At 75.4% G+C, this 23,195-nt stretch carries 21 protein-coding genes; 10 read left to right on the top strand and 11 right to left on the bottom strand.

What is annotated here, in order from left to right; all coding sequences use genetic code 11:
• Positions 1-22: 22 nt before the first annotated feature.
• Together D1J60_RS04395 and D1J60_RS04390 are read right to left on the bottom strand one after the other, a co-directional pair.
• Complete coding sequence (locus D1J60_RS04395; RefSeq protein WP_125820202.1) at positions 23-718, bottom strand: MBL fold metallo-hydrolase; 696 nt, start codon at positions 716-718, stop codon at positions 23-25.
• Between the two features lie 120 nt (positions 719-838).
• The gene (locus D1J60_RS04390) at positions 839-2,203 is read right to left on the bottom strand and encodes a dipeptidase (RefSeq protein WP_125820201.1); all 1,365 of its coding nucleotides are present in this window, start codon (positions 2,201-2,203) and stop codon (positions 839-841) included.
• Between the two features lie 296 nt (positions 2,204-2,499).
• On the opposite strand from D1J60_RS04390, the gene D1J60_RS04385 reads away from it, so the two are divergent.
• Positions 2,500-3,690: a geranylgeranyl reductase family protein gene (locus tag D1J60_RS04385; protein WP_125823861.1), complete on the top strand. Its 1,191-nt coding sequence runs from the start codon at positions 2,500-2,502 to the stop codon at positions 3,688-3,690.
• Between the two features lie 113 nt (positions 3,691-3,803).
• Here the strand turns inward: D1J60_RS04385 and D1J60_RS04380 are convergent, their stop codons facing one another.
• Positions 3,804-4,262: a nitroreductase/quinone reductase family protein gene (locus D1J60_RS04380; RefSeq protein WP_125820200.1), complete on the bottom strand. Its 459-nt coding sequence runs from the start codon at positions 4,260-4,262 to the stop codon at positions 3,804-3,806.
• Positions 4,263-4,412: 150 nt separating this feature from the next.
• Here D1J60_RS04380 and D1J60_RS04375 point away from each other — a divergent pair, with 150 nt between their 5' ends.
• Both D1J60_RS04375 and D1J60_RS04370 read left to right on the top strand, forming a co-directional pair.
• Complete coding sequence (locus tag D1J60_RS04375) at positions 4,413-5,111, top strand: TetR/AcrR family transcriptional regulator (RefSeq protein ID WP_125820199.1); 699 nt, start codon at positions 4,413-4,415, stop codon at positions 5,109-5,111.
• Positions 5,112-5,245: 134 nt separating this feature from the next.
• Positions 5,246-6,202, top strand: coding sequence for a spherulation-specific family 4 protein (locus tag D1J60_RS04370; RefSeq protein WP_241253138.1), 957 nt, complete (start codon positions 5,246-5,248; stop codon positions 6,200-6,202).
• Between the two features lies 1 nt (position 6,203).
• Here the strand turns inward: D1J60_RS04370 and D1J60_RS04365 are convergent, their stop codons facing one another.
• The gene (locus D1J60_RS04365) at positions 6,204-6,947 is read right to left on the bottom strand and encodes a maleylpyruvate isomerase family mycothiol-dependent enzyme (RefSeq protein WP_125820198.1); all 744 of its coding nucleotides are present in this window, start codon (positions 6,945-6,947) and stop codon (positions 6,204-6,206) included.
• Between the two features lie 36 nt (positions 6,948-6,983).
• Here D1J60_RS04365 and D1J60_RS04360 point away from each other — a divergent pair, with 36 nt between their 5' ends.
• Both D1J60_RS04360 and D1J60_RS04355 read left to right on the top strand, forming a co-directional pair.
• A complete protein-coding gene (locus D1J60_RS04360; protein ID WP_125820197.1) occupies positions 6,984-7,694 on the top strand; it encodes an alpha-ketoglutarate-dependent dioxygenase AlkB in 711 nt (236 codons plus the stop codon).
• Positions 7,695-7,735: 41 nt separating this feature from the next.
• Positions 7,736-8,998: an ROK family protein gene (locus D1J60_RS04355; protein ID WP_125820196.1), complete on the top strand. Its 1,263-nt coding sequence runs from the start codon at positions 7,736-7,738 to the stop codon at positions 8,996-8,998.
• A 50-nt stretch (positions 8,999-9,048) separates the two neighbouring features.
• Here the strand turns inward: D1J60_RS04355 and D1J60_RS04350 are convergent, their stop codons facing one another.
• Positions 9,049-9,594, bottom strand: a complete 546-nt coding sequence (locus D1J60_RS04350) for an ATP-binding protein (RefSeq protein WP_125820195.1) — start codon at positions 9,592-9,594, stop codon at positions 9,049-9,051.
• A 209-nt stretch (positions 9,595-9,803) separates the two neighbouring features.
• Between D1J60_RS04350 and D1J60_RS04345 the strand changes: the two genes are divergently transcribed.
• Positions 9,804-10,967: a PLP-dependent cysteine synthase family protein gene (locus D1J60_RS04345; protein ID WP_185899561.1), complete on the top strand. Its 1,164-nt coding sequence runs from the start codon at positions 9,804-9,806 to the stop codon at positions 10,965-10,967.
• An 8-nt stretch (positions 10,968-10,975) separates the two neighbouring features.
• On the opposite strand, the gene D1J60_RS04340 is transcribed toward D1J60_RS04345, so the two are convergent.
• The 6 genes from D1J60_RS04340 to D1J60_RS04315 form a co-directional block, all read right to left on the bottom strand.
• On the bottom strand, positions 10,976-11,464 hold the full coding sequence (locus D1J60_RS04340) for an SRPBCC family protein (RefSeq protein WP_125820194.1): 489 nt from the start codon (positions 11,462-11,464) through the stop codon (positions 10,976-10,978).
• 97 nt (positions 11,465-11,561) lie between these two features.
• Positions 11,562-14,066: a right-handed parallel beta-helix repeat-containing protein gene (locus D1J60_RS04335; protein ID WP_125820193.1), complete on the bottom strand. Its 2,505-nt coding sequence runs from the start codon at positions 14,064-14,066 to the stop codon at positions 11,562-11,564.
• 148 nt (positions 14,067-14,214) lie between these two features.
• Positions 14,215-14,811, bottom strand: coding sequence for a hypothetical protein (locus tag D1J60_RS04330; RefSeq protein ID WP_125600713.1), 597 nt, complete (start codon positions 14,809-14,811; stop codon positions 14,215-14,217).
• A 178-nt stretch (positions 14,812-14,989) separates the two neighbouring features.
• Positions 14,990-15,817 carry an MOSC N-terminal beta barrel domain-containing protein gene (locus tag D1J60_RS04325; RefSeq protein WP_125820192.1) on the bottom strand — a complete coding sequence of 276 codons (828 nt, stop codon included), beginning with the start codon at positions 15,815-15,817 and terminating at the stop codon, positions 14,990-14,992.
• A gap of 101 nt (positions 15,818-15,918) precedes the next feature.
• Positions 15,919-16,506, bottom strand: a complete 588-nt coding sequence (locus tag D1J60_RS04320; RefSeq protein ID WP_125820191.1) for a DUF6643 family protein — start codon at positions 16,504-16,506, stop codon at positions 15,919-15,921.
• A 266-nt stretch (positions 16,507-16,772) separates the two neighbouring features.
• A complete protein-coding gene (locus tag D1J60_RS04315) occupies positions 16,773-17,954 on the bottom strand; it encodes a glycosyltransferase (RefSeq protein WP_125820190.1) in 1,182 nt (393 codons plus the stop codon).
• Between the two features lie 381 nt (positions 17,955-18,335).
• On the opposite strand from D1J60_RS04315, the gene D1J60_RS04310 reads away from it, so the two are divergent.
• From D1J60_RS04310 to lnt, 4 genes are all read left to right on the top strand, one after another.
• Positions 18,336-19,130: an aspartate/glutamate racemase family protein gene (locus tag D1J60_RS04310; RefSeq protein ID WP_164720830.1), complete on the top strand. Its 795-nt coding sequence runs from the start codon at positions 18,336-18,338 to the stop codon at positions 19,128-19,130.
• Between the two features lie 207 nt (positions 19,131-19,337).
• On the top strand, positions 19,338-20,465 hold the full coding sequence (locus D1J60_RS37670) for a hypothetical protein (protein ID WP_206436480.1): 1,128 nt from the start codon (positions 19,338-19,340) through the stop codon (positions 20,463-20,465).
• Between the two features lie 523 nt (positions 20,466-20,988).
• Complete coding sequence (locus D1J60_RS04300; protein WP_241253137.1) at positions 20,989-21,504, top strand: hypothetical protein; 516 nt, start codon at positions 20,989-20,991, stop codon at positions 21,502-21,504.
• 53 nt (positions 21,505-21,557) lie between these two features.
• Positions 21,558-23,195 (top strand): apolipoprotein N-acyltransferase, encoded by a 1,638-nt coding sequence (gene lnt / locus D1J60_RS04295; RefSeq protein WP_125820188.1) that lies wholly within the window; start codon positions 21,558-21,560, stop codon positions 23,193-23,195.

The following is a 23,195-nucleotide window of genomic DNA, read 5'->3' as shown; positions in this document are numbered from 1 at the left end:
GCGCACCGGGGTCCGGCCGCGCTCAGGCCGCGGCCGCCCGCGCGGCCTCGTCGAGGGCCTTCGCGGTCTCCTCGGTCCAGGGGTCACCGTGGCCGAAGCAGGCCACCGAGGGGGCGAGGGCGGCCAGCCGGCCGAAGGAGGCGACCGCCTGGGCCCGGTCGGTGTTGAAGACCCCCAGCATCACCTGGCCGACGCCCGCCACGCAGTCCCCCGTGAACAGGACCCCGTGCTCGGGCAGGTGCACGCCGATGCTGCCCGGCGTGTGGCCCGGCGCGTGGACCACGACCGCCCCGCCGCCGAAGTCCAGCACCTCGCCGTCCTCCAGCTCCCGGTCGACCCGCGTCGGCGGGGCCTCGGGGGCCGTCAGCCCGTGCGCGTAGAGCGGGACCTCCCAGTCCAGGAGCACCGGTTCGGGGACCGGCTGCTCGCCGCGCACCACCGGGGCGTCCAGCCGGTGGGCCAGCACCCGCGCGCCGTGGCGGGCGGCGAGTTCCCCCGCGGCGCCGACGTGGTCGCGGTGACAGTGCGTCAGGACGATCCGCTCCAGCCCCCCGGGCTCCAGCCCGAGGGAACGTATCGCCTCCTCGATGGCGTCGGCGGAGCCGGCCTGGCCGGCGTCGATCAGGGTGAGGGCCCCGCCGTCCTGCCAGAGGTAGGCCTGACCGATGGCGAAACGCAGCATGTGGAGCCGGGCGGGGATGACTTCGACAAGATCCATGCCGACGACCGTAAGCGCCCGGCCCCGCCGCGGGCACCCGGCTTCGCCGGGAGCGGAGTACGCCCAGGGCGCACTGCGCCCTGGGCGGACAAAGGGGTGGCGTCGGCCGGCTTCGGGCCGTCAGACGCTCTTGGAGGCCGCGTAGTTCACCAGGAACAGGGCCTCGGCGACCGACAGCCGCTCCAGCTCCTGCGGGGACACGCTCTCGTTCACCGCGTGGATCTGCGCCTCGGGCTCGCTCAGCCCGATCAGCAGCATCTCCGCCCGCGGGTACAGCGACGTCAGCGTGTTGCACAGCGGGATGGACCCGCCCATGCCGCTGATCTGCATCTCCTGGCCGTCGTACGCCTCGCTGAGGGCCGCCGCCATCGACGCGTACGCCGGGCTGCTCGTGTCCGCCTGGAAGGGCTGGCCCTGACCGACGACCTCCAGCTCCAGCCGCGCCTTCCACGGCGTGTGCGCCACCAGGTGCGCCTCCAGCAGCTTGATGGCCTCGCCGGTGTCCACACCCGGCGGTACGCGCAGGCTGATCAGCGCGCCCGCGCTCGCGTGCACCGACGGCGTCGCGCCGACGACCGGCGGGCAGTCGATGCCGAGCACGGTGACGGCGGGGCGGGCCCACAACCGGTCGGCGATGGTGCCCTCACCGATCAGCTCGACGCCGTCGAGGACCTTCGCGTCGGCGCGGAAGTCGGCCTCCGGGTACTGCAGGCCCTCCCACACCGCGTCGGAGGCGAGACCGTCCACGGTCGTCGAACCGTCCTCGGAGCGCAGCGAGTCCAGCAGCCGGATCAGCGCGGCGAGCGCGTCGGGGGCCACACCGCCGAACATGCCCGAGTGCAGGTTCCCGCCCAGGGTGTCGACCTTGACCTTGATCAGGGTCATCCCGCGCAGGGTCGCCGTCACCGTCGGCAGGCCCAGGCGGAAGTTGCCCGCGTCGCCGATGACGATCGTGTCGGCGGCCAGCAGCTCCGGGTTGGCCTCCGCGTACTGCTGGAGCCCGCCGGTGCCCTGCTCCTCCGAACCCTCGACGATCACCTTCACGTTCACCGGCACCCCGCCGTTCGCCTTCAAGGCGCGCAGCGCGAGCAGGTGCATGATGAACCCGCCCTTGCAGTCCGCGGCGCCGCGCCCGTACCAGCGGCCGTCGCGCTCGGTCAGCTCGAAGGCCGGCGAGATCCACGCGGCGTCGTCCAGCGGGGGCTGCACGTCGTAGTGCGCGTACAGCAGGACGGTCGGGGCGCCCTCGGGGCCGGGCAGGAACCCGTACACCGACTGGGTGCCGTCCGGGGTGTCGAGCAGCGCCACGTCCCGGAAGCCCTCGGCGCGCAGCGCGTCGGCCACCCAGTTCGCGGCGGCCTGGCTCTCGCTCTGCGGGAACTGGGCCCAGTCCGCGACCGACTGGAAGGCCACCAGCTCGGTCAGCTCCGCCTTGGCGCGGGGCATGAGCGAGGCGACGGTCTCGGCGATCGGATTCTGGGACATGGGCACGCTCCTCGTGGGTGCGACGTTGTTGTGGGTGCCGGGGTACGGCGAATGCAAGGCGAAAGACTGTCACGATCCTCGCACAGAGGGACGAGGCGGCCGCTCGCCGTAGGATTTCCACGGCATCGGAGCAACCGGGTGATCAGGAGCAGCAGCACATCGTGAGCAGCGACGACGACGTGAACGGCGCGAACGCAGAGCAGGCAGCCCGGGGGGCGGACGAAGGAACCCCGGCGGAGGAGGCCGGGAAGACGGCCGAAGGGGCGGGCGGCACCGCCGCGCAGGGCGCGGCGGAGGTGTGGGACGTCGTCGTGGTCGGCGCCGGACCGGCCGGCGCGTCGGCGGCGTACGCCGCGGCTACGGCGGGCCGCAGCGTCCTGCTGCTGGAGAAGGCGGAGCTGCCCCGGTACAAGACCTGCGGCGGCGGCATCATCGGCCCCTCGCGCGACGCCCTCCCGCCGGGCTTCACGCTGCCCCTCAAGGACCGCGTCCACGCCGTCACCTTCTCCCTGAACGGCAGGCTGGCCCGGACGCGGCGCTCGAAGCACATGCTGTTCGGGCTGATCAACCGGCCCGAGTTCGACGCGGCGCTGGTCGCGGAGGCCGAGAAGGCCGGCGCGACCCTGCGTACGGGCACGGCCGTCTCCCGGGTCGAGCAGCACGGCACGGCCGTTCCCGACCGGCGCACGGTCGCCGTGGTGCTCGCGGACGGCGAGACCGTCCTGGCCCGCGCCGTGGTCGGCGCCGACGGCAGCGCCAGCCGGATCGGAGCCCACGTCGGCGTGGAGACGGACCAGGTGGACCTCGGCCTGGAGGCGGAGATCCCGGTGCCGCAGACGGTGGCCGAGGACTGGAAGGGCCGCATCCTGATCGACTGGGGCCCGCTGCCCGGCAGCTACGGCTGGGTCTTCCCCAAGGGCGACACGCTGACCGTCGGGGTCATCTCGGCGAAGGGCGAGGGCGCGGCGACCAAGCGGTACCTCGACGACTTCATCGCCCGGCTGGGCCTGGCCGGCTTCGAACCGGCCGTCTCCTCCGGCCACCTGACCCGCTGCCGCAAGCCCGACTCGCCGCTCTCGCGCGGCCGGGTGCTGGTGGCGGGTGACGCGGCCGGGCTGCTGGAGCCGTGGACGCGGGAGGGCATCTCCTTCGCGCTGCGCTCGGGCCGGCTGGCGGGGGAGTGGGCGGTCAAGGTCTCCGAGGCGCAGGACGCGGTGGACGCGCGCCGCCAGGCGCTCAACTACTCCTTCGCGGTCAAGGCCGGGCTGGGTGTGGAGATGGCCGTCGGCAAGCGGATGCTGAGCGTCTTCGAGTCCCGCCCGGGGCTGTTCCACGCGGCGCTCACGGGTGTGCGGCCGGCCTGGACGGCCTTCGCCCGCATCACCCGGGGATCGCTGACGCTGCCCGACCTGGTCCGTACGCACCCGCTGGCGCGCAGGGCCCTGCACCTGCTGGACGAGCGCCAGGCGCGCACCCGTCGCGGGTAGCGGCCGGAGCGCGGCGGACGACGCGGAGCGCCGGTTCCCCCCGGGGGCCGGCGCTCCGCCGTGCCCGGGGGCGGCGGGAGGCGGGGTGGGCCGGCGGGTGTGGGCCGGGCCGGTCAGTGGGACACCGTGATGCGGAAGACGGGGTGGTCTTCGGCGGCCGCCCGCAGCTCGGCGTCGGTGGACCGGGCGGTGACGCCCTGGAAGAAGCGGTCGACCTCCCACCCCCACTTCTCCAGGTAGGCGCGCAGCACGGCGGCCTTCTGAGCCGGGTCCGTCAGCTCCTCGGCGGTGAAGACGCGGACCTTGCGGCCGACGCGCAGCTCCCCGCCGCCCGCCACGCGCATGTTGCGGACCCACTGGGAGTGGCCGCGGGCCGAGACGAGGTACTGCTCGCCCCCGTGGAGGTGCGGGTTGACGGGGATGCGCTGCATCGTGCCGGAGGTGCGGCCCCGCACCGACAGCTCGGCCGTGCCGGCCAGGCTGATGCCGAGGCGGGCCAGCCTGCCGAAGAGGGCGTTGAAGCGGACGGCGAAGGGACCGGCCTGGACGTAGTACGGGGCGGGCGCGTTCATGGGGGCCTCCGGGCGGTGTTTCGAGAGCACTGCTCTCGCTTGAGATCAGTGTGCACGGATCGGCGCCCTAAAACAAGAGCAGTGCTCTCGTAATGGATCGGTGCTCCCGCTTTTGTCCACTGCTCCAATCCGCGTGGCACACTGATCCACATGAGCACCGTGCGAGGGGCCAGGGAACGGGCCCGCATCGAGGTCACCGCCGCCATCAAGGACGAGGCGCGCCGCATGCTCGCGGCCGAGGGCGCCGCCAAACTCTCGCTGCGCGCCGTCGCCCGCGAGCTGGGCATGGTCTCCTCCGCCCTCTACCGCTACTTCCCCAGCCGCGACGACCTGCTCACCGCGCTGATCATCGACGCCTACGACGGCCTCGGCGGCGCCGTGGAAACCGCCGACGCCACCGCCCTCGCCGCCGGCGCCACCCCCCGCGCCCGCTGGACGGCGGCCTGCGCGGCGGTCCGCACCTGGGCGCTGGCCCATCCGCACGAGTACGCCCTCGTCTACGGCTCCCCCGTCCCCGGCTACAGCGCCCCGCTCGACACCGTCGGTCCCGCCTCCCGCGTGGGCAACGTCCTCATCGGCATCGTGCGCACCGCCTACGAGGGCCGGGGCCTCGCCCTGCCGCCCCTGCCCGACGCCCTGCGCCCCGAAGCACGGCGGATGACCGCCGACTTCGCCGAGGGCCTGCCCCCCGCGGTGACGGCCGCCCTGGTCGCGTCCTGGGCGCAGCTCGCCGGCCTCGTCTCCTTCGAGCTGTTCGGCCAGTTCAACCGGGTCGTCGAGGAGCGGGAGGCCTTCTTCGCGCACGCCGCCGGGCAGTTGGCGCACTCGGTCGGACTGCCCGCCGTGTGACCGGGCCGTGTGGGGCCGTGGTGACGAGTCGTTCGTCTGTTCTTCATACCGATCCGGGCGGTTCGGCCGTGACCGGGTTCCCGCGCGTCTAGTGTTCCTCGGGACCCGCCCCCGCCGCAGCCGGAGGAACAGCCGTGGCTCCCGCCCGCGTACTGAAGGCCCTGTACGCCGTCGCCCTGATCGTGCTGCTCGCCGCACCGGCGCCGGCCGTACCCGCCGCCGCGGAACAGACGGAGCCGCGGCCGGCCCCCGCTCCCCGGGCACCCGGCGTGCGCGGCCTGGAGATCGGCGTCCCCGCCTACGTCTGGGCCGGCGACCCGATGCTGACCGCCCTCACCGCCACCACGCCCGCCGCCTCCGTGGTCGTCCTCAACCCCGGCAACGGCGACGCCCCCTTCGACGGGCCCTGGCGGGCCCGCGCCGACGCCCTGCGCGCGGGCACCACCGCCACCGGCGAGAAGACCAAGGTCCTCGGCTACGTCCACACCGACCACGGCGCCCGGGACCTCGCGGCCGTCAAGGCCTCCGTGGACAACTACCTGGGGCCCGCCGGGGAAGACGACGGCCGGCTCCACGTCGACGGAATCTTCTTCGACGTCGTCAGCCGCGACTGCGGCCCCGGCAACGCCACCCGCGACCACTACGCCGCGCTGCGCCGCTACGTCCAGGACGTCATGCACGACGCGGACCCGGACGTGGACGACCTCGTCGTGAACAACCCGGGCACCGCCATCGCCGACTGCTACCTCGAGCCGGGCCACCGCACGGCCGACGTCTTCGTCACCTACGAGGACACCTACGCGGCGTACTCCACGGGCGGCTGGCAGGGGAACGTGTTCGACGCCGGGGGCGGCTACCGCCCGGGCACCGAGCTCGACCCGAGCGGCACCGCGTTCTGGCACCTCGTCCACGAGGTCCCGGACAGCGCCGCGATGCGCACCGCGCTCCGCACCGCCTTCGACCGCGGCGCCGGGTACGCCTACGCGACGAGCGCGGCCATGCCGAACCCCTGGAACACCAGCCCCTCCTGGAAGTACCGCCCCCAGACCGCCTACGCGGCCACCCTCGGCGGCACCGCCCCGTCCGGCTGAGTCAGATGCCCGCCGTCTGCCGCCACAGCCGGGCCAGGGACTCGTCCCCGCGTACGCCCGGGCCGGAGAGCGGGAGCCGGTTCCACAGGGCCGCGTACAGCCAGGACGCCTCGCCGGTCACCTCGCAGTGCGGCTCCTCGCCGGTGTCGCCGCGCACCGTGCGGGCCGGCTCCTTCGACAGGTGGACCGTCCACACCGCGCCCGTGTCCGCCGCCCGGACCCGCAGCACCCGCGGCTCCTCGGTCCGCACCCGGCTCCGCGGACGGGCGTGGAAGCCGGTCAGCAGCTCGTCCACCCCGTCCTCCGCGAACTCCGGGGCCACCTCCGAGAAGGCGGTCCCCCGCGCGGACTCGGCGTCGAAGCGGTGCACGGTCGTCTCGTGCGCCTGCCGCCGGGCCCAGAACGCCAGCGGCGACGGCGGCGCCGTCGGCAGGAAGGTGAAGCAGGCCACCCCCTCCGGCGCCTGTGTCAGGGTCCGGACCAGCTCCGCGTGTCCCTCGCGGAACCAGGCCGGCAGCTCCGCCCCCGGCAGCTCCGGCGGCTCCGGGAACGGCACCGGCTCCACCAGGCCCTCCCGCACGAACCCGGCGGCCCAGCGGTGCACGGCACCGGTGTGCCGCAGCAGGTCGGCGACCCGCCACTCGGGACAGGTGGGCACGAGGGCGTCCATGCCCGCCCGTTCGGCCTCGTCGGCGAGCAGCTCGCCCTCCCGGGCCAGGGTCTCCACGTATTCGGTGATCTTCATGCCGCGAGTGTGCCAGCCGTCCCCGACAATGGGAGGGTGGACGGGAAACCCCCGCCGCACGGGAGACCGTCACCGCCCGGGGAACCCTCCCCGCAGGCGGAACTCTTCCCGCGCGAGCGCACCGAGATCGCGCCCGGCGCCGTGCACCTGCCCGACTGGCTCGGGCCCCGGCGCCAGCGGGAGCTGCTCGCCGCCTGCCGGGAGTGGGCCCGCCCGCCCGCCGGACTGCGCACCGTACGCACCCCCGGAGGCGGGACGATGACCGCCCGGCAGGTGTGCCTGGGCCTGCACTGGTACCCGTACGCCTACGCGCGCACCGCCGTCGACGGGGACGGGGCGCCGGTCAAGCCGATGCCCGCGTGGCTCGCCGAGCTGGGACGGCGGGCCGTCACCGCCGCGTACGGGACGCCCCCGCCGCCCTCGGAGGCGTACGACATCGCGCTGGTGAACTTCTACGACGGCGACTCCCGGATGGGCATGCACCGCGACGCCGAGGAGCGGTCCGGGGCCCCGGTGGTATCGCTCAGCCTCGGCGACTCCTGCCTCTTCCGCTTCGGCAACACCGCCTCGCGGGGCCGCCCGTACCGGGACGTCGAGCTGCGCAGCGGGGACCTGTTCGTCTTCGGCGGCCCGAGCCGGCTCGCCTACCACGGCGTGCCCAAGGTGCTGCAGGGCACCGCCCCGCCGGAGCTGGGGCTGACCGGCCGGCTCAACATCACCCTGCGGGTCGGCGGCCTCGGGACGTAGCCGGGGCGAGGGGCGGCCCCCGATCATGCGAGGATCCCCTCATGAACGGCAACGGGGCCCCGCTGGGGGCGGAGGACGGGAGCACGGCGTCGGCGGCGTCCGCGAGGACCAGGCTGGAGCGCGGCCGCGGCGCCCTCGGCCCGGCGCTGGAACTCGTCCACACCGGCCGGGCCCCGACCCGGGCGGTGCTCACGGCCGAGCTCGGCGTCACGCGCGCCACCGCCGGAGCCGTCGCCGCCGAGCTGGAGGCGCTGGGCCTGATCCGCGTCGACTCCCGCCCCGGCGGCGCCGGCGGCACCCAGGGCCGGCCCTCGCACCGGCTCGCCGTCGACGAGAACGGCCCCGTGGCGCTGGCCGCGCAGGTCCACCCCGACGGGTTCCGGGCCGCGCTCGTCGGCCTCGGCGGGCGCATCGTGGCCACCGCACCCGGCAAGCTCACCGTCTCCGCCGACCCGGCCCAGGTGCTCGGGGCGGTCGTCGACGCGGGCGCCCGGCTGCTCGCCGAGTCCGGCCGGCGCTGCGTCGGCGCGGGCCTCGCGGTGCCCTCGGCGGTCGCGGAGCCCGAGGGGACGGCCCTGAACCCGCTGCACCTGGCCTGGCCGCCCGGCTCCCCGGTGCGGGCCATCTTCGCCGAACGGGTGAAGGCGGCCGGCATCGACGGGCCGGCCCTGACCGGCAACGACGTCAACCTGGCCGCGCTCGCCGAGCACCGGCACGGCGCGGGCCGCAGCGCCCAGCACCTGCTCTGCGTGGCCACCGGACACCGCGGGGTGGGCGGGGCCCTGGTGCTCGACGGCCGGCTGCACAGCGGCAGCGCCGGCCTGGCCCTGGAGGTCGGCCACCTCACCGTGAACCCGGAGGGGCGGGCCTGCCACTGCGGCAGCCGGGGCTGCCTGGACGTGGAGGCCGACCCGCTGGCCTTCCTCACCGCCGCCGGACGCACGCCGGGGCCCGAGGTGTCGCTGCTGGCGCAGGCCCGGGACCTGCTGCACACCGAGTACGCGCAGCCTTCGGTCCGGGCGGCCGCCGAGGAGCTCATCGACCGGCTCGGGCTGGGCCTCGCGGGCCTGGTCAACATCCTGAACCCGGACCGGATCATCCTCGGCGGACTGCACCGGGAGCTGCTGTACGCCGACCCGGAACGGCTGCGGGCGGTGGTCGCCGACCGCAGCCTGTGGGGGCGCAGCGGGGGAGTGCCGATCCTGCCGTGCACCCTCGACCACAACAGCCTGGTCGGGGCGGCGGAGCTGGCGTGGCAGCCCGTACTGGACGACCCGCTGGGGACGCTGGGCGCGGCGGCCTGAGCCGTGCGGGCGCACCCGGGCCGGCTGCGGGGCGGATGGCCGCGGGGGAGTCAGCCGGGCCCGGCGCCGAGGGTGACCGACGCGGGCACGCCGGTCGCGACGGGCCGGGCGTCGACGGCGGCGAGCACCGGGCGGGCGGGTTTGCGTACGGTCTTCCTCACGCCGATGCTGACCGTGCGCGTCGGCGCCGCCGGTGCGGGGGCGGCCCGCATGGAGAACCAGACCACCTTGCCGGGCCCGTCCGGCCGTTCCCGCGCTCCCCAGGCCTCGCTGACCGCCTCGACGAGAGCCAGGCCGCGTCCGCAGGTCTCCAGGCCGTCGGCGGTCCGGCGGACGGGCAGCCGCGGATCGCTGTCGTGGACCGAGACGGTCAGGCGCCCCATGCGGAGTTCGATCTCGACCGTGCACGCCTTGTCCGGCTGCGCATGGCGGTGGACGTTGCTGAGCAGCTCCGTCACGCCGAGCGCAGCCCGGTCTATGAGCGGGTCGAGCTGCCAGTGGCGCAGTTGCGCGGAGATGATTCTGCGGACCTGACCGATCCGCGCTGGCAGGGCCTGCAGTTCGACGACGCAGTGCCTGCGGGAATGACTGATCACGGCTGCGACTCCCCGACATCATTGTTACGGGTGCTGCACCCTCGGTGACGCACTCACCAGGGTCACCCACGGTGGCGCCGCGTGCAACCGAACGCCCGGGAACGCAGCCAAAAGCGATCCGCATGGAAACCCAAAGTAATCATTTGCGCAGGTGGGAGGGGTACATTTCGAAAGGAGGGGGCTTTGGAAACGACAAAGGAGCAAGGCGCATGAGCACCACCGGCACCACCGGTACACCGGTCTCGAACACGGCCGGGAGCACGGCGGCGACGACGGTCGACATCGACCGCAGCGACGCCGGCTACCGGGCCTGGCTCAAGGAGGCCGTGCGCAAGGTCCAGGCGGACGCCAACCGCTCCGCCGACACCCACCTGCTGCGCTTCCCGCTGCCCGAGGCGTGGGGCATCGACCTCTACCTGAAGGACGAGTCCACCCACCCGACGGGCTCCCTCAAGCACCGCCTCGCCCGGTCGCTGTTCCTCTACGCCCTCTGCAACGGGTGGATCCACCCCGGCCGGCCCGTCATCGAGGCCTCCAGCGGCTCCACCGCGGTCTCCGAGGCGTACTTCGCCAAGCTGATCGGCGTCCCGTTCATCGCGGTCATGCCGAGGACCACCAGCCCGGAGAAGTGCCGGCTCATCGAATTCCACGGCGGCGAATGCCACTTCGTCGACGACCCGATGAAGATGTACGAGGAGTCCGCCGACCTGGCCGCCCGCACCGGCGGCCACTACATGGACCAGTTCACCTACGCCGAGCGCGCCACCGACTGGCGCGGCAACAACAACATCGCCGAATCGATCTACCAGCAGCTGCGCCTGGAGCGGTACCCCGAGCCCGCCTGGATCGTGGCGACGGCCGGCACCGGCGGCACCTCCGCCACCATCGCCCGCTACGTCCACTACATGCAGCACGACACCCGCGTCTGCGTCCCGGACCCGGAGAACTCCTGCTTCTTCGACGGCTGGACCCACCACGACCCGCACGCGAGCAGCGACTGCGGCTCGCGCATCGAGGGCATCGGCCGCCCCCGGATGGAGCCTAGCTTCGTGCCCGGCGCCATCGACCGCATGATGAAGGTCCCGGACGCCGCCTCCGTCGCCGCCTGCCGCGCCCTCGAACAGGCCATAGGGCGCAAGGCGGGAGGCTCCACCGGCACCGGGCTCTGGAGCGCCCTGAAGATCGTCTCCGAGATGCTGGCGGAGGGCCGCGGGGGCAGCGTCGTGACCCTGCTCTGCGACCCGGGCGACCGCTACCTCGACAAGTACTACTCCGACGAGTGGCTGGCCGCCCAGGGCCTCGACATCGCCCCGTACACCAAGACGCTCCAGACCCTGCTGGAGACCGGGGAGTGGCGCGAGCCGCAGGCCTGAGCCGGCTGCTAGGGGGCGGGGCGCGCCGCGAGGCGGGTGTCCAGTGCGCGCACCGCCGTACGGAAGGAGCGGCCGAGGCCCGGGCGGGCCGCGGCCAGCGCCAGCCGGACGGGTGCCGGGCCGTCGGCGGCGAACGTCCAGCGGACGAGGGTCCCGGCGGCGCCCGGTCCCGGGGTCAGCAGCCACTCCTCCACCAGGGCGCTCATGCCCGGCGCGTTGGTCTCGTCGACGCGGTAGGCGTAGCGCAGCCCGGGGTCGCGGGCCACCACCGTCTCCCGGAAGCGGACCCCGCCCACCAGCCGTATCTCCCGCCCCGCCCCGCCGCCGGTCGGCCGGGCCAGGGTGACCGCACGGAACCAGGCGGGCCAGCCGGTCACCTCGTCCGCGAGGGCCCGGTACACGGTGTCCGGCGCGGCCGCGGCCCGGGCCGTGAAGGCCAGCCGGGTCGGGGCGTGCTCGATGAAGTCCAGCCCCACGGGGCGGAGTCGGCGGGCCATGGCATTACCCCCTGGGGTGCGGCTGAGTCTGTGTGCGTGGCTGCGGGCCGCGCCACCATAGCTGACCGCTCGTCAGAAGTCTTCGCCGGGCGGCGGATCAGCCCTCCGCAGGCAGTGCCGGCAGGTCCTCCGGGAACAGCAGGGTGAGCTCGTCCGTGCCCGGGTCGGCCAGCTGCGCCACCCGGCCCGCGTGCCGCTCCACCATCGCCTCGAAGGTCTGGCGGGCGGTCCGGCCGTTGCCGAACGCCGGGCCCTTGGGCAGCTCCGTGAAGTACTTCAGCAGCGCCTCCCCGGTGCCCTCGCCGAGCCGGTACTCGTGCTCCTCCGCCTGCTGCTCCACGATCCGCAGCAGCTCCTGCGGCCCGTAGTCCCCGAAGGTGATGGTGCGGGAGAACCGCGACGCCACCCCCGGGTTGACCGTCAGGAACCGCTCCATCTCCTCCGTGTACCCCGCCACGATCACCACCACCGCGTCCCGGTGGTCCTCCATCAGCTTCACCAGCGTGTCGATCGCCTCGCGCCCGAAGTCCCGGCCGGAGTCCTCCGGCGCCAGCGCGTACGCCTCGTCGATGAACAGCACCCCGCCCCGCGCCCGGTCGAAGGCCTCCTGCGTACGGATGGCCGTCGACCCGATGTGCTCGCCGACCAGGTCCACCCTCGACACCTCGACCAGGTGGCCCCGCTCCAGGACCCCGAGCGAGGCCAGGATCTCCCCGTACAGGCGGGCGACCGTGGTCTTGCCCGTGCCGGGGGAGCCCGTGAAGACCAGGTGCCGGCGCACCGAAGCCGCCTTCAGGCCCGCCTGCTGCCGCCGCCGCCCGACCTCGATCATGTCGGTGAGGGCCCGTACCTCGCGCTTGACGCTGTCCAGCCCGACCAGCGCGTCGAGCTGCCCCAGCACCTCGCCCGAGCCCCGCGCGGCCCCCGCCGCGGCCGGCTCCGGCGCAGCGGCCGACGGGGCACAGGGGCTCCCGGCGCCGGCCGGGGTGCCCGGCCCGTCACCGGCGCGGGAGGCCGGCACCCGGTCCGCCGGACGCCCCGCGACGTCCTGCGCGGCCGTCGCCGTACGCGGACCCGTGCCGCCGGGCCGCGCCCCCGCGAGCACACCGCCCGCGGCCCGCGCCGCCGGACCCGTACCGCCCTCGTCCCCGGTGCAGCCCTCGGCGAGCGGGCCGTCCTCCGCGAACTCGTAGCCCCCGCGCACACACCGCTCGGTGTGGCACCGGGTCAGGGTCGTGCGGCAGCCGTCGATGACGTGGAAGCCGAAACCGGAACTGCCCGTCACCCGGCAGGCCGTGAAGGTCCCCCGGCCGCCGGCCGACACGTAGAACCCCGCCTCGGCGGCGGAGGTGACCGTGCACCGCTCCACGACCGGATCGGCGCCCTTGGTGACGATCACACCCGTCTGCACGGCGTCGACGGTGCAGTTGGCGAGGGACCCGCCGCTGCCGTGGTCGCGGAACCACGCCCCGGTGCCCGCCTCCCGGATCCGGCAGTCGTCGAGCCGCGCGCTCGCCCCGTCGCTCACCGAGACGGCCGTGTTGCGCACCTGCGAGAGGTCGCTGTCGACCACGTCCACCCGCGAGCCCCGGTCCAGCACGAACAGCGCGTCCGGCACGTCGTGCAGCCGGCAGGACTCCAGCGAGGCGGTGGCCCCGTCGCTGACCCACACCGCCGGATAGTCGCCCGTGCTGTCGTGGATCTCGCAGGACTCGGCGTCGACCCGGGTCCCCGGGTCCCACACCGACAGCCCGTTGCGCCCGAACCGGCGCACCGTGGTGCGGCTGAGGGTGAGCACCGAACGGGACCGCAGGTCGACGGCGTTCTCCGGGATGTCGTGGATGTCGCAGCCGGTGAGCGTCAGCACCGCGTCCGTGTCGAGGGTGACCCCGTCGGCGGACGTGCGGTGCACCGCGCAGTCGGTCAGCCGGGCCGCGGCCCGCGCGGCTACCTGCACACCCGCGCCCTTGACCTCGTAGACCTCGCAGCCGAGCGCCTCCAGCCCCGAGCCCTCACCGGTGACCGCGATGCCCGCGCCGACGGCGTGGTGGATCCGGCAGCGCTCCAGGCGCGGGTGCCCGCCGCGCACCGACACCCCGGCCTGCCCGGCGACGACGACCTCGCACTCCTCGAACACCCCGCCCCCGCCGTCCAGCACGGAGATCCCGACCCCGGCCGGATTCTCCACCGTGCACCGGCGCACCAGGGGCCGGGCCCCGCCGCGCACCTCGATGCCGGACGACGAACGGGTGTGCACGCGCAGGTCGGTGAGCTCGGGCGAGCCCTCCTCGACCAGCAGCGCGGGCGCCGCCCGGTCCGCGCCCTCCAGGTACAGGTCCTGGACCACGGCCGAGGCGCGCACGGTCAGCGCCACCCCGTCGAGCGGGGCGATGCGCACCGACCCGGCGACCGAGCCCTCGGGCCCGCGCAGGGTGACGGCATGACGCAGGATCAGGTTTTCCCGGTAGGTGCCGGGGGCGATGGACAGCACGTCCCCGTCGCCGGCCGCGGCGAGCGCGGCGGTCAGCGTCGGATACTCCCCGGAACGCCGCCGCCACCGCGAGGTCCCGCCGTGCGTCACCTGGACCGTGCCCTGAACCATCGTGCTGTCGTGCCCCCACCCTGGTACTCGCGCTGCCGGACCCGCGGCAGCGACCGGAGGGCCGGCAGCGGCCGAAGAGACCGAAGAGACCTGAGCGACCCGGCCTCCGGCTCCACGGTAGCGCGCGAAGGGCCGGTGAGTGGCCAGGTCAACTGCCCGCGCCCGCCCGGCCCCAGTCCGGTCCCGCCGCCGCCCACGCCCGGTCCAGAAGCGTGTACCGCCGATGCATGAGCCGGCGTACGACCAGCCGCCGGACCGTCTCCGCCAGCGCGGCCGCGGTGAGCGCGGCGGCCAGACCCGCGGCGCCCGCGTGGAAGGAGGCGGCGGTGGGATCGAGCGGCTGCCCCACCAGCCGGCCCCGGGTGTCGGTCCATATCCGGAACCGGTCGCCCGCCCGCGGTGGTTCCTCCGCCGCCGGGACCGTGCCCTGGTGGCTGCTGCCGTCGGGCGCGGTCCAGGAGGCCACGATCCTCGTCCGCTCGGGCGCCTGCCGCTGCGCCGACGGGTCGGCCGCGCCCGGCGCGGGCCGCACCACCACCGCCGGGACCAGGTACCGCTCGTGCCGCTGCTCGCGCGCGGCCCGCTGCAAGGTCCCGTCCACCTGGAGGCCCGCCACCCAGCCGACGGCCGGAGCCACCAGCAGCACGCACACCAGCGCGGCGAAGGCCACCCACGCCTCGAAGAGATCGGTCGGCCTGCGCAGCGGATTGCGCCGCCAACGCCACACACCCATTGCTGTCCGCACGGTCCGGCTCCCCCTGCCCCATGCCCGGTCTACGTCTTCGTCCGCCGTCCTGAATGCTCCAACGGCCCCGTGCGGCCCGATGGTTCCAGTGGACGCCAGGAGCCCCTCGAAGGTGTCATTCCGTCTGCCCGCCGTGGTCAGCGGCGGGGGTCGGGACCTCCGGGTGCGGCGACCGCTCTCACTCCAGGACGCGCACCTCGTCGCCCACCCGGACCGTGCCCGTGACGACCGGCACCAGCTGGCGTCCGAAGGCCAGCGACTTCCCGATCCGCCGGTGCCGGGCGAGGGTCTTCAGCGGCTCCCGCCCGCGCTCGGACGTCCGCTGGTCGGTGGTGGTCACGATGCAGCGGCCGCATTCGCGCACCCCGCGGAAGACCGCGTCGCCGATCGCGATGCGCCGCCAGCCGTCCTCGGCCCAGGGCGCGGCGGGACCGCCGACCACCAGATTGGGCCGGAAGCGGTTCATGGGCAGCGGGCCCTCCTCCGGGTGCTCGCCCTGGGCGATCAGCTCGTTGAGGGCGTCCAGCGAGGCGCTGGTGGCCAGCAGCAGGGGGTAGGCGTCGGCCAGGCTGACGGTCTCCCCGGGCAGGGCGTAGTCGGGGTCCACGGGCCGCCGGACGGCCGGGTCGTCCATGTGCACGAGGCGTGCGGGCCGGCCGAGGTAGGCGGTGAACCACTCGGCGGCGGCGGACGCCGCGACCACCGTCTCGACCTTCTTGCCGAAGAGCACGACCGGCTCCAGCGGTCCGGGCTCCGGAACCTCCACGACGAGACCGGGCATGCCCGGTCCCGACAGCTCTATCCCCCCGCCCGGCAGCGGGCTCGCCGAGGCCAACGCCAGCCGCGCCTCCTGGCGTTGGGTGATGACCGCGCCCGTCGCGTCGACCACGGCCCAGCGGCGGTCCCCGGCCGGGCCCCAGGGCTCCACGACGATCTCGTCGGGAGCGGCCCCCGCCACCGACTTGACGGGGTGGACGTGCAGCGACTGGACATACAAGTTCGGCATGGGGGCATTGTGACAGCTGCCCCCGCCGGCCCCCCAACGACCGCGTGCACCGTACACGGTGCGCGGGACGCCGGCGGTGTCAGCGCCGGCGTCCGCCGGGATCAGTAGGCGCGCTGCTGGTACTGGCGCCCGTACGGGTCCTCGTACGAGGGGACGCCCGCCGCGGACGCCACCGGCGCCATGGTGGGGGCCATCGTGGGGGTCATCGGCGCCACGGGGGCCATGGGGGCCATGGGGGCCATCGGCGCCATCGGGCGCGGAGCCGCCGGGCGCATGGCCTCGTACCCCGTGCCCATGGCGGCCGGACGGGGCTGCTGGGGCTGCGGCTGCGGCACGTACCCGGCCCGGGCGGCCACCTGCTGCTGCGGGATGTACGGGGCGGGCGCGTGCTGAAGCGGAACCGGCATCTGCTGCGGTTGCGGAGCGGGCTGCTGCGGATACCCGTAGCCGTACGAGGGCGCCGGCAGCTGCGGTGCGGCGGGCGGCAGGGCGGGCATGGAGGAGGGCAGGGCCGGCAGGAAACCACCGCTCGAGTAACCGGCACTGGGGGATTCGTAGGCGGCCGGAACGCGGATCGGGGCGATCTGCGGAGTACCCCGCTCGGCCACGAGGGAGTCGTAGATGGGGGTGTCCGGGAAGGAGGGCGCGGAGTAGTAACCGCCGCCATAAGTGGAGCGGGGGGAGGTCATGGGAGACAAGTTAAGCCCACGGCTTCACCGGGTCCATAGCCAGGTGCCGCCAACACCGCGCTGACCTGCATATTCCCAGGTCAGCGCCACAGCTTTCACGAGACGTTCACCTGCACGATTCGTCACTTCCGCCCCGTCTTGCTGCTACTCGTACTCGCCGGTTGGCCTTTGCACGCACCTGATGCTGACGCTCCGTCACAACGCGGTGACCTCGGATGACGTGCCCTCAGGCGGAGGAGATCCGAGCCCCGGCCGCCCGGCCGGTTTCAGGCGTCGCTGGGACGGGCATAGGTACGGCCCTTCCAGGCGGCCCCGCGCCCCCGGTAGTGCTGGACGGCCGAGTCGACCGTCATCAGCAGGTAGAGCAGCGCGGTCAGCGGCAGCAGCGGGGCGAACGCGGCCGGCAGCCGGTAGTAGCGCAGCATCGGCAGGTAGGTCCCGGTCATCAGCAGCCAGGCGAGCCCCCCGGCCCAGGCCGCGGCGGCGCTCCCGGCCGCGTGCCCGCCCGCCAGCCCCGCGAACAGGGCCGCCGGCGGGACCAGGTACACCAGCGCCAGCCCCGCCACCGTCCCGGCCAGCAGCAGCGGCTGGTGGCGGAGTTGGGCGTACGCGCTGCGCGACACCATCCGCCACAGGTCCCCGAGGGCGGGGTACGGGCGCACGCTGTCCACCCGCTCCGCCAGCCCCAGCCAGATCCGCCCGCCCGAGCGCTGGACGGCCCGGGCGAGCGAGACGTCGTCGATGACGGCCTGCCGGATCGAGTCCGGGATCCCCGCCCGCACGGCCGCGTCGGTCCGCAGCAGCACGCAGCCGCCGGCCGCCGCGGCGGTCCGGGAGGCGGGGCGGTTGATCCGGCGGAAGGGGTACAGCTGCGCGAAGAAGTACACGAAGGCGGGCACGACGAGCCGCTCCCAGAAACCGGCCACCCGCAGCCGGGCCATCTGGGAGACGAGGTCGAGGCCGGCGCTGCTCGCGGCGGCGACCAGCTCGCGCAGGCTGTCGGGCTCGTGCGCGATGTCGGCGTCGGTGAGCAGCAGGTACTCGGGCCCCCCGGCCGCGGCGGCGCGGGCCTCGCCGATGCCGTGCCGCAGCGCCCAGAGCTTGCCGGTCCAGCCGGGCGGCGGGTCCCCGGGGGAGACCACGGTGAGGGGGAGGCCGGGCTGCTCGGCGGCCAGGCGGCGGGCGAGCTCGGCCGTGCCGTCCGTGCTGCCGTCGTCGACCAGGACGATCCGCGCCTCGCCGGGATAGTCCTGCGCGAGGAGCGAGGGCAGGCTCAGCGGGAGCACCCCGGCCTCGTCCCGTGCCGGGACCACGATGGCGACGGAAGGCCAGCGGGCGGGGGCGGTGCGCGGGGGGAGGCGGACGTCGGTGCGCCAGAACATGCCCTGGGCGAAGGTCAGCCAGAGCCAGGCGGCGAGGGACGCGCAGGCGGCGATGAGGAGGCCCATGGCGGCAGTGTGGCCGAAGCGGCGCGGCGTGTCCCGGTCTTCCGCGCGAGTCGCGCTCCGCGCCGGGGGGCGGGCCGGACCGTGCGGGCCGGGCCGTGCGGGCCGGGCGGGCGCCGGGGCGGGGCAGGGGCCGGGGCGGGGCGGGGGCCGGGCCGGGCGAGTCGGGCGGAGGGGCGTGGTGCGCGGCACGGGGCCGGGGATCACGTGGGGGCCGGGTGGGTGCCGGGTGCCGGGTGCCGGGTGCCGGGTCGGGCGGGCGCCGGGCGGAGAGTCGTGGTGCGTGCGGAGGAGCAGGGCTGGGTGGAGGGCGCCCGGGCGGGGCGGGGGTCGGGGCCGCGGGGGGATCGGGGGCGGGACGGGCGCGTCGACTAAAGTGACCGGGTGAAGATCGCGCTCATGGACTCGGGAATCGGCCTCCTCGCTGCGGCCGCCGCGACGCGTCGGCTGCGGCCCGACGCCGATCTGGTGCTGTCCTCCGACCCCGACGGGATGCCCTGGGGGCCCCGTACGCCCGCCGGCATCACCGAGCGCGCCCGCGCCGTGGCCCGGGCCGCCGCCGCGCTCGCCCCGGACGCGCTGATCGTGGCCTGCAACACCGCCTCCGTGCACGCCCTCGCCGCCCTGCGCGCCGAGCTGGAGCCCGGCATCCCCGTCATCGGCACCGTCCCGGCGATCAAGCCCGCCGCGGCCGCCGGCGGACGGGTCGCCATCTGGGCCACCCCCGCCACCACCGGCAGCCCGTACCAGCGCGGGCTGATCCGCGACTTCGCCGCCGGGGCCCGCGTCACCGAGGTGCCCTGCCCCGGGCTCGCCGACGCCGTCGAGCACGGCGACGAGGAGGCCGTCGCCCGCACCGTCGCCGCCGCCGCGGCGCTCACCCCGGCCGACGTCACGGACGTGGTGCTCGGCTGCACCCACTACGAACTCGTCGAGGAGTCCATCCGGGCCGCCCTCGCAGCCCGTACCGGGGGAGCGGAGCTCGTCTACCACGGCTCCGCCGAGGCCGTCGCCGTGCAGGCGCTGCGCCGCATCGGCCTCGAACCCGCGCCGGACCTGCCCCGCACCGGCGGCCTGACCGTGCTGCACAGCGGCCGGACCTCCACGCTGCCCGACGCCGCCCTCGGCTACGCCGAAGGCCGCCTGCTCGCGGACCGGCAGCAGGCCCACCAGCACTGACGCGGCGGGCGGCAAAAGGCGGTTACAAGGTCCGGGCCGGGCTCGCATACTGGGCCCGTGATTGCCTATGCCAAGCACCTGCCCGCCGGTGTGGTACCGGCAAGTAATGTGCGGACATGGGGCGTTGAGGAGTCCGAGCGCTTCCGCAAGGCCCGGACCCCCGTCATCTTCGCCCCCGCTGCGGGGAGTTGGTTCCTCGCTGTCCTGGTGACCGTCTCACTCGTGCTGGTCCTCCGCGACGTGGAGCCGGCCGCCGCGGTGGGCACGGCGTGGCGGTTCTATCCGGCGGCCGTGCTGCTGGTGGCCCTGCCCCTCTGGTACCGGTTCCTGCCCGGCGCGGCCGCGGCGGCCGCCGCCCTGCTGGTGGCGGAGTCGGCCACCGCGCTCTCCAGGGGGCCGGGGGCGGTCCTCGTGTGCCTGTCCGCCGCGTACGCGTTGGCCGGGGCGCTGCTGCGGATGCGGTCCCGGCGGGCGCAGGAGCGGCTGGCCCTCGCCGCCGCCGGACCGGCCCGCTACCCGCTCCCCGACCGGCTGCCGTCCGGGCAGGAGGGGCGCGGGAACACCCGGATCATCGTCGGGGCGCTGCTCTGCCTCGCCGCCGCCGGGATCCTCGGGGACGGCCTGGTCGAGGACCTCGGGACCGGCCCCGGCGACTTCCCGTACGACGCGGTCGGCCAGCAGCGGGTGGCCCTGGTCCTGCTGGTGCTCGGGAGCACCCTGCTGGGCCGGGGCTGGGCCGCCGACCTGGCCACCCGCCGGCTGTACGAGCACGACCAGCCCGCGCTGGTCGTCGGCGTACGGATCTCCCCCTCGGGGCACTTCTGGCTGCTGCCCGACGCCGACGACACGGCGGGGCGGCCGCTGCTCTGCTACCGCCCGGCCACCCGGGACACCCTCGGGGGCGCCCGGCTGCTGGCCGCCGGGACGGCGGGCCTGCCGCGGGGCGGGCTGCACGACGTCGACGGCCGCGCCGAACCCTTCGAGGCGCTGCTCCACGGGGTGCCGCGCGAGGGGGCCGAGGTGGTCCTGGAGTGCGCCGTGTACGAGGGCTACGGCAGCACCATCACCTGCCAGGTCACGGGCGCGCCCCTGCTGCCCCGCCGGCGCCACGGCCTGGGCCCCTGGAACCCGGCCGGGGTGTCCTACCGGGAGGCGACCCGGGGCCGGCGGGAGCAGGAGGAGGCGCGCCGCAGGGAGGCGGGCCGCGCGAAGAGCGCGAAGAGCGCCAAGCGGGCCACGGCCACCGGCACGACGGCCGCCGGCGGCTGCGGCGGGGGCGGCGGAAGCTGCGGCGGCGACGGCGGCTGCGGGGGCGGCTGCGGAGGCTGCGGCTGACCCCCGGCCCGGGGCCGGGGCCGGCCGGCCGGCCCCGTTCGAAGCCCGGGCCGACGGCTGTCCCGGGCTCGGCCTCCCCGCCGCGGACCGGCCGGGCCCGGCTCGACCGAGCCCGGCTGAGCCGCACCCGGGCATGCCTGCCATGGCGAGCCGGACCCTGGGTGCGCCGGCGCTCGGCTCCGCTACGGCCGGACTCAGCCGGACTCCGGGCATTCCTGCGCTGGGCTCGTCTGCGGCCGGCCTGAGCCGGCCCCCGGACGCGCCTGCGCTCGGCCGGGCCGGCCCCCGGCCCCGCAACGGGCCCCCGGCCCCGCAACGGGCCCCCGGCCCCGCAACGGGCCCCCGGCCCCGCAACGGGCCCCCGGCCCCGCAACGGACCCCCGGCCCCGCAACGGGCCCCCGGGGCCGTCCCGGCCCCAGGTTCGGGTCAGGCGGGGCGCGGGCGGGCGTCTGGCGGGGGGCAGGATGCGCCGACTGGCGCAGGGGGGTGGCGGGGATGCGGAACGTGGGTACGCTGCTGCTCATGACGGGTCACCCAGCGGGCCCCCTCTGGACGGGCCGGGCTTCCAACCGCGTGCAGTGGCTGCTGGCCGCGGCCGGTGCGGCCTGCCTGGCCCTGGGCGTGGAGCTGGCCGTCGACAACTCCTGGACCGCCGGGTTCGTCCCGCTGCTGATGTCCGTGATCGGCTGCCTCGCCGTCGGGCTCCTCATCCTCTTCGGCACCCTCGCCTTCGTGCACGTCGCGGTCACCGTCGACGCGGAGGCCCTGGAAGTGCGCTGCGGCCACATCGGCCTGCCCCGCCGCACGATCCGCCTCGCGGAGGTCGCCTCCGCCGAGTTCCTCCCCCGCATCACCCCCCAGCAGTGGGGCGGCTGGGGCTACCGCTGGCGCCCCGAGAAGGGCACCGCCGTCATCGTCCGGCGCGGCGAGGGCGTCGAGCTGCGGCTCGGAGACGGCAAGCTGTTCACGGTCACCGTCGACGACGCCGAGAACGCCGTCCGGGTCATCCGCACCCACCTGCGCGCCCTCGCCCGGTAGCGTCGAGCGGCTCCTTACCGGCCCTTGGGGCACGGGGACGTACACTCCGCCAGATGAGCAGCAGTGTCACCCGCGCCGCCGAGAGCGAGCCCTCGCAGCCCGCCGGACGGACCGCGGCCGTCGCCCCCTCCGAAGCCGCAGCCGAAGCCGGCGCCTCCCCGCGCCGGGAGGAGCACAAGGCCGCCTGGCTGGTGCGCTCCGCCCTGGCCGGAGCCGCCGGAGTGCTGCTCTACCTCAGCTTCCCGCCCCGCCCCCTGTGGTGGCTGGCCCCCTTCGCCCTCGCCCTGCTCGCCGGCTGCCTGCGCGGCCGCCGCGCCCGGGCCGGCTTCGGCCTCGGCTTCCTCTTCGGGCTCGGCTTCCTGCTGCCGCTCCTCGTGTGGACCAGCGAGGGCGTCGGCCCGGTCCCCTGGATCGCCCTCGTCACCCTCGAATCCCTCCTCATCGGCCTCACCTGCCTCGGCATCGCCCTCGTCGGCCGGCTGCCCGGATGGCCCCTGTGGGCCGCCGCCGTCTGGACCGCGGGCGAGGCCCTGCGCGCCCGGGCCCCCTTCGGCGGCTTCTCCTGGGGCAAGCTCGCCTTCGGCCAGGCCGACGGCGTCTTCACCCCGCTCGCCGCCGTCGGCGGCACCCCGCTGCTCTCCTTCGGCGTCGCCCTGTGCGGCTTCGGCCTGTACGAGGTCCTGCGCACCTCCCGCCGCGACCCCCGGCGCGGCGCCGCCGCCCTCGCCGCGCTCGCCGTCGCCGCTCCCGTCGGCGCGGGCCTCGCGGCCCGCCCGCTGGTCTCCGACGCCGCCGAGGACGGCACGGCCGTCGCCGCCGTCATCCAGGGCAACGTGCCGCGCGCCGGCTTCGACTTCAACGCCCAGCGCCGTCAGGTCCTCGACAACCACGCGAACCGCACCGTCCAGCTCGCCGAGGACGTCAAGGCCGGCCGCGCCGCCAAGCCGGACTTCGTCCTGTGGCCGGAGAACTCCTCCGACATCGACCCGTTCACCCAGCCCGACGCCCACGCCGTCATCGACAACGCCGTCAAGACCATCGGCGTACCCACCGCGATCGGCTCCGTCCTCGCCCCCGAGACCGGGCCGCTGCGCAACACCATGATCCTCTGGGACCCGGTCAAGGGCCCCACGGACACCTACGACAAGCGCAAGATCCAGCCCTTCGGCGAGCGCATCCCGATGCGCTCCTTCGTCCGGCTCTTCAGCTCCGACGTGGACCGCGTCCGCCGCGACTTCGGACCCGGCAAGGAGCCCGGCGTCTTCGACATGGCCGGCACCGGCGTCGGCATGGTCACCTGCTACGAGGCCGCCTTCGACGACGCCGTCCGCTCCACCGTCCGGGCCGGCGCCCAGGTCATCGCCGTGCCCAGCAACAACGCCACCTTCGGCCGGACCCAGATGACCTACCAGCAGCTGGCCATGGACCGCATCCGCGCCGTCGAGCACAGCCGCACCGTCCTCGTCCCCGTCACCAGCGGCGTCAGCGCCGTCATCCAGCCCGACGGCAAGGTCACCCGGCAGACCGAGATGTTCACCGCCGACGCCCTCGTCGCCGAGATCCCGCTGCGCTCCGGGCAGACCCCGGCCACCCGCCTGGGCCCGCTCCCCGAATACGCGCTGCTCCTCGTCGCGGCCGGCGGCCTCGGCTGGTCGCTGACCCGCCGGGTTCGCGCCCGCCGGGCCGCATGA

Origin of the sequence: Streptomyces sp. W1SF4, from assembly GCF_003950035.1 — a bacterium.
GTDB classification, from domain to species: Bacteria; Actinomycetota; Actinomycetes; order Streptomycetales; family Streptomycetaceae; genus Streptomyces; species Streptomyces racemochromogenes.
Note: the sequence above shows the minus strand (reverse complement) of the source record. Positions and strands in the feature narration are given on the sequence as shown.

Bases quoted from the DNA above. Each gene is read 5' to 3' on its own strand.
- D1J60_RS04380 (WP_125820200.1), bottom strand. From the start codon at position 4,262: ATGAACGCGCCCGCCCCGTACTACGTCCAGGCCGGTCCCTTCGCCGTC.
- D1J60_RS04300 (WP_241253137.1), top strand. From the start codon at position 20,989: ATGACGGGTCACCCAGCGGGCCCCCTCTGGACGGGCCGGGCTTCCAAC.
- D1J60_RS04345 (WP_185899561.1), top strand. From the start codon at position 9,804: ATGAGCACCACCGGCACCACCGGTACACCGGTCTCGAACACGGCCGGG.
- D1J60_RS04395 (WP_125820202.1), bottom strand. From the start codon at position 718: ATGGATCTTGTCGAAGTCATCCCCGCCCGGCTCCACATGCTGCGTTTC.
- D1J60_RS04365 (WP_125820198.1), bottom strand. From the start codon at position 6,947: ATGAAGATCACCGAATACGTGGAGACCCTGGCCCGGGAGGGCGAGCTG.
- D1J60_RS04335 (WP_125820193.1), bottom strand. From the start codon at position 14,066: ATGGTTCAGGGCACGGTCCAGGTGACGCACGGCGGGACCTCGCGGTGG.
- D1J60_RS04315 (WP_125820190.1), bottom strand. From the start codon at position 17,954: ATGGGCCTCCTCATCGCCGCCTGCGCGTCCCTCGCCGCCTGGCTCTGG.
- D1J60_RS04325 (WP_125820192.1), bottom strand. From the start codon at position 15,817: ATGCCGAACTTGTATGTCCAGTCGCTGCACGTCCACCCCGTCAAGTCG.
- D1J60_RS04390 (WP_125820201.1), bottom strand. From the start codon at position 2,203: ATGTCCCAGAATCCGATCGCCGAGACCGTCGCCTCGCTCATGCCCCGC.
- lnt (WP_125820188.1), top strand. From the start codon at position 21,558: ATGAGCAGCAGTGTCACCCGCGCCGCCGAGAGCGAGCCCTCGCAGCCC.
- D1J60_RS04355 (WP_125820196.1), top strand. From the start codon at position 7,736: ATGAACGGCAACGGGGCCCCGCTGGGGGCGGAGGACGGGAGCACGGCG.
- D1J60_RS04375 (WP_125820199.1), top strand. From the start codon at position 4,413: ATGAGCACCGTGCGAGGGGCCAGGGAACGGGCCCGCATCGAGGTCACC.
- D1J60_RS04320 (WP_125820191.1), bottom strand. From the start codon at position 16,506: ATGACCTCCCCCCGCTCCACTTATGGCGGCGGTTACTACTCCGCGCCC.
- D1J60_RS04340 (WP_125820194.1), bottom strand. From the start codon at position 11,464: ATGGCCCGCCGACTCCGCCCCGTGGGGCTGGACTTCATCGAGCACGCC.